Origin of the sequence: Methylorubrum podarium, assembly GCF_022179745.1 — a bacterium.
Classification (GTDB): domain Bacteria; phylum Pseudomonadota; class Alphaproteobacteria; order Rhizobiales; family Beijerinckiaceae; genus Methylobacterium; species Methylobacterium podarium.
The window spans coordinates 1-4,896 of record NZ_BPRD01000142.1 but is presented as its reverse complement, the minus strand read 5'-3'; the positions used below and the strand labels follow the sequence as shown (position 1 = coordinate 4,896).

5 protein-coding genes are annotated in these 4,896 nt (G+C 70.8%); 2 read left to right on the top strand and 3 right to left on the bottom strand.

Annotation, left to right across the window (positions count from 1 at the left end; translation table 11 throughout):
* From MFF42_RS07645 to MFF42_RS07635, 3 genes are all read right to left on the bottom strand, one after another.
* Positions 1–311: Hsp33 family molecular chaperone HslO (locus MFF42_RS07645; RefSeq protein ID WP_238255210.1), on the bottom strand; the 311-nt coding region annotated here is incomplete at its 3' end.
* 206 nt (positions 312–517) lie between these two features.
* On the bottom strand, positions 518–2,623 hold the full coding sequence (locus tag MFF42_RS07640; RefSeq protein WP_238255209.1) for a carbohydrate porin: 2,106 nt from the start codon (positions 2,621–2,623) through the stop codon (positions 518–520).
* Between the two features lie 354 nt (positions 2,624–2,977).
* Positions 2,978–3,508 carry a DUF2147 domain-containing protein gene (locus tag MFF42_RS07635; RefSeq protein WP_238255208.1) on the bottom strand — a complete coding sequence of 177 codons (531 nt, stop codon included), beginning with the start codon at positions 3,506–3,508 and terminating at the stop codon, positions 2,978–2,980.
* Positions 3,509–3,843: 335 nt separating this feature from the next.
* Between MFF42_RS07635 and ndk the strand changes: the two genes are divergently transcribed.
* Both ndk and MFF42_RS07625 read left to right on the top strand, forming a co-directional pair.
* Positions 3,844–4,266: a nucleoside-diphosphate kinase gene (gene ndk / locus MFF42_RS07630; protein ID WP_238255207.1), complete on the top strand. Its 423-nt coding sequence runs from the start codon at positions 3,844–3,846 to the stop codon at positions 4,264–4,266.
* A 180-nt stretch (positions 4,267–4,446) separates the two neighbouring features.
* Entirely contained in the window at positions 4,447–4,830 is a 384-nt protein-coding gene (locus MFF42_RS07625) for a hypothetical protein (protein ID WP_238255206.1), read from the top strand.
* Positions 4,831–4,896 lie beyond the last annotated feature (66 nt).

Sequence of the window (4,896 nt, the reverse complement as noted above, 5' to 3'; positions counted from 1 at the left end):
ACCCGGTCGGGCGCCTCGAAATCGACCACCAGCATGTTCACCGGCCCGTCGGTCTTGGTCTGGAGCTGGAAGCGGCCTTCGAGCTTCAGCGAGGCGCCGAGCAACACCGTGAGCGCCGCCGCCTCGCCGATCAGGCGGGCGACCGCATCGGGGTAGCCGTGGCGGCGCAGGATGGTGTCGATCGACGGGCCGAGCCGCACCGCGCGGCCGCGCAGGTCCAAGGCCTCGACGGCGAAGGGCAGCACGGCATCGTCGCCGCCTTCGAGTGCGGCGTTGGACGGCATGGAAGAAGGGGCGTGTCCGGAGCTCATGGGCTCTCCGTATCGGTGCTGAGAGAAGGGTGGGAGGGCGGCCGGTCCGGCGGCATCACGCCAAACCGGCGGAAGCGCAAGGGGCGGCGCACGTCCTCGACAGGCCCTCATATGGGGAGCGCAGCGCCGCGGCGCGAGACCGGCGCAGGATGCCGCCCGGCCGAGCCCGAGCCCGAGGCGCCGGCGGCGGCCGCCGACGGGGCGGGTCAGAAATCCGTGTGCAGGCGCGTCCCGAAGAAGTCGGCGGGGCCGCGGTCGCGGTTATAGGCCGGGTTCTCGACGTGCTGGTAGTCGAAGGTCATCGTCACGGCCTTCGTCAGGTTCAGCGCGTAGTAGACCTCGACCGCCCGCTCCGGGGCGTAGTTGTCGAGGCGGCCGTCGCCGATCAGCAGGCCGAGGCCCCCGTTGGCGAAATAGGCGCGGTGGGAGGGCGAGATCCGGTTCGCCGAGGCGCCGAGGCCGATCGTGTCCTGCGGCCGGCCCCAGGCGCTGCCCTTGAGCGACAGGCCGCCCGAGACCGAGCCGTCGACATCGGTGAACGACAGGCTCTCGTTGCGCCCGTCATTGACGCTCGCCCGGGCGAACAGGCCGAGATCGGGGGTGAGGGCCTGTTCGAGATTGAGGTACACGCCGCTCTTGCGCCGGGGCTCGCGGGTCGCGGCCACCGCGGTACCGATGTCGGGGAACGCGCCGGCCTGGGTCAGCGCCACGACCTGCCGGAAATTCGCGGTGTTGCCGACATTGGAGAACAGGCCCAGACGCAGCTTGCCCGGCTGATCGAGCACCGGCAGCGTGTGGCGCCCCTCGAACTCGATGACGGCGCCGGCCCGCTCGAACACGCGGGGGTCGAGCACGTCGGAGGAGGGCTCCTTCGGCACCTGCGTGTAGGCGGCGCGCACCGCGAACTCCGCGCGGTTGTACTCGACCATCACGCCCTGCGTGAAGCCGGGGAGGTTGGCCGGGAAGTCCCAGGCGGCCGAGGCCCACAGGCCCCAGTTCATGAAGTCGACCCGCGGGTCGTGGGCGTAGATGTTGCCGTCGAAGAAGTCGCCGAGCGCGAACTTGCCGGCGATCACGGTGATGCGCTCGACGTCGCGGGTGCCGGCGATGGAGTTCGGCCCGTCGGGCACCTCCTCGGTCTCGCCGCCGAGGCCGAAGGTCTGGCGGACGAAGTAGCGGTTCGAGCGCAGCTTCGGGAACGGCGCGCCCGCCTTCTGCGCCTCGCCGTTGACGAATCCGGCCACGCCCAGGGTCCGCGACAGGCCGAAGCCCTGGCTGAATTCCGGGTTGTAGTAGAGCTCGGTGCCCTCGAAGAGCTTGAGGCCGAGGAACAGCGTCGCGGTCGTCGTCGCCTGCGCCTGGTCCGGCACGAGGCTCTGTGGGCCGCGATAGGGCGAGCGGAAGCCGGTCACGCCCTGGTTCACGAAGGTGGTCTGACCGTGCAGCGAGAAGCGGGTGTCCTTCGGGACCTCGTCCTCCTCCTCCGGCACCAGGGTCAGCGCCTGAGGGTGCCAGATGAGCCGGGCCATCATCTGGTTGGAGACGAAGCCGGTGCGGGTCGTCACCGGCCCGCCGTCGAGGCCCGGCAGCGTGCCGAGGCCGAAGCGGCGGCTCTCGCCGAGATCGCTGTAGCGGTAGTCGATGCCGAGCGAGAGATGCGGATCGACCGCGAACTGCACGCCCGCGCCGAGGGTGAAGCCGAGATAGGAGATGTCGCGGGCGGCCGTCGCGGTCGGGCCGCCGGCCAGGTCCGGATAGGTCGCGAGCACCCGCCCGTTGGCACCGGTGAGCCCAACGGTTGCGTAGATCAGGTTGTTGCCGAAGGCGTAGCCGAGCCGCGCGCGGACGGATCCGAACACGTCGGTCTTCTCGCGAATCAGGGCGAAGGGCGGATCGATCGCCTCGTAGCCGAAGCCCGCCGCATCGGAGCGGGCGCCCCGCTTGAGATTGGAGCCGGCGAGGTCGGCCTCGATGCCGTAGACGAAGGCCCCGTCCTGCCAGTTCCAGCCGGCGAAGGCGCCGCCCACCACCGTGGTGGCGTCGCCGCCGAGGTCGCGGCTGCCGGTGGCGTCGCCCGTCGAGATCGTCCGGACCCGGCGCGAACCGATCGTGGTCGGCCCGAAATCGTAACTGCCGAAGGACGCGCCCGCGCTGCCCTGAAGCCCGGCATAGAAGCCGGACCAGTCGAGGAAGCGGGGCCGGGCGCGCTCCGCGAGGTCGGCCGCCGCCGCGGTCACGGCCTGCAGGCCGAGCAGAGCGGCGAGACCGGCCGTGACGGCCCGAATTTTTCCGATTGTCCCCGCGCGCGCCATGGACCTGCGCCAGCCCCCGCCGTCACCGTTCGAGCGGCCTAGCAGATGCCGTCGCCGCCGCAAGGCGCCTGCGACCGGCCGGAGCACGAGGCTTCAGGACGGTTGCACGGGCGCCACGACGACAGGGAGAAGCCGAACCATCCGACAGGACGATGACAGGCGCGTGGGAAGAGGCCGAAGAACGGTGGGACGGGGCCGAAGTACCGGATCGGCGGCTGCCGTTTCAGGTCCCGCGCCCACTTGCCGGGCGCAAGCGTAGCCCTAGCTCCGTGGGGCCTGAACCCCCATCAGGTTAGGCAGACTTCAGGGCGCACCGGCAACGGCGCGCCCTTTTTGCCTCGTCCGCGACGCGGATCACTCCGCCGGGGCGGCGGGTGCCTTGGCCGGAGCCGGCTTGGCGGGTTTCGCGGGCTTGGCCGGCACTTCCACGGGAGCGGCGGCGGCCTGCTGGTTCACGTCGGGCACGCGGGTCCAGGTCTGCGAGCCGCACAGCACCTTCAGCATGCAGCCCTGCACGTTCAGCTCGGCCTCGCTCTCGCGCTCCAGGCTGACCTGATAGATCTTGCCCTCGTCGGCGTTGTAGATCTCGCCGGCGAAGCCCGCATCCTCCGGCTTGAGGTTGTCGAGAAGCGTGAGGCCGATGATCGGCCGCACCCGCTTCTTCGGATCGGGGTTCTTCACGTCGGTGCGCGGCGCGCCGCCATCGTCGGTCGGGGACTTCAGCCAGACCACCTTGCCGCAGGCATTGCTGCCGCTCGGGCCGCAGCGGTCGATCCGGATCTTGGCGCGTCCATCTCCCGTCAGCCACGTGCCGGAGAGATCCTTGGGGGCGGCGAAGGCCGGGCTTGAGACCAGCAGAGCGGCGAGGCCGAGGGCGATGCGCATGGATTGGCTCCTGAGGCTGGGCCCGGATCGGGCCTATGGCTTGCGGAGGAGAGATCGCCCCGGCGGCGAGCCGGGGCAGGCGGACCGTCCGCCGACTTGAGCCCCCGCAATCCGGCGATTTTTCGGCGGTGTTGCGCTGAAGCCATGGCGGGGCCGAAAAAGGCCGAGCTTGCCCCGCATCGGCCCGCGGCGGCGGCCGCCCGTCACCGGTCGGTTGAGGGGCTACCGCTCCGCCGCTATAAGCCCGGCGCGCCGGCAGCCTCTCGGGCGGCGTTCGAGCCCGCCCTCATCCAGCGCGTCGCGCGACCCCTTTCTCCATGTCACCGGACCGGACCATGGCCAACGAGCGCACCTTCTCCATCCTCAAGCCCGACGCGACCCGCCGCAACATCACCGGCGCGGTCAACGCCGTGATCGAGGCCGCCGGCCTGCGCATCGTCGCCCAGCGCCGCATCCGCATGACCCGCGAGCAGGCGGAGAAGTTCTACGAGGTGCACAAGGAGCGCCCGTTCTTCGGCGAGCTCGTCGAGTTCATGACCTCCGGCCCCGTGGTCGTGCAGGTGCTCGAGGGCGAGAACGCCGTCGCCAAGTACCGTGAGGTGATGGGCGCCACGAACCCGGCCCAGGCCGCCGACGGCACCATCCGCAAGCAGTTCGCCGAGTCGGTCGGCGAGAACACCGTCCACGGCTCCGACAGCGCCGACAACGCCAAGATCGAGATCGCGCAGTTCTTCACCGACGCCGACATCGCCGCGTAAGGTTCGTCTCGCCGGCCTCGGGGTCACGGGGCCGGCGGGAGATACGCTCAAGCTTGCGCGGGGCTGACGATCCGGGCGCAATCCGGCCCAGTGTGACTCTCCTGCCCTAGCGGCGCGGGGCGGGCGGACCGAAGAACGGAAGCGATCGACGATCTCCCGTCTCTCTCGGATGTTCGCTCCATGCGCCTCACGTTTTCGCGCACCGGCCGCCTGCTCGTCGCGGCCGGCCTCGTGTCCCTGCTCGCCGCCTGCAACTCGGCCGGCCGCTCGACGCAGTACACCTCGCTCGAAGGCTACGTGCCCGATCCGGCGCTGAAGACCGCCACGAAGAGCAACCTGACCGGCCGCGTGCGCCACGCCTGCACCGTGACCCAGGCCAGGTTCCAGAAGGTCGCCGAGGACTCGCTCGCCGCCCCCTGCGGCTGCTACGCCGAGCGCACGCTCGCCGCCCTCGACAAGGACGAGATCGCCTCCTACCGCACCACCGGCTACTTCAACGACAGCGCCCGCGCCAAGGCGCTGAGCGCGCTCGACAGCTGCAAGCTGCCGCGCCCGATCGTCTGATCACCCTCCGCTCGATCGCTTCGGCCGCCGCCTCTCTCCTCCCCCTTATGGGGAGGAGGCAGGAGG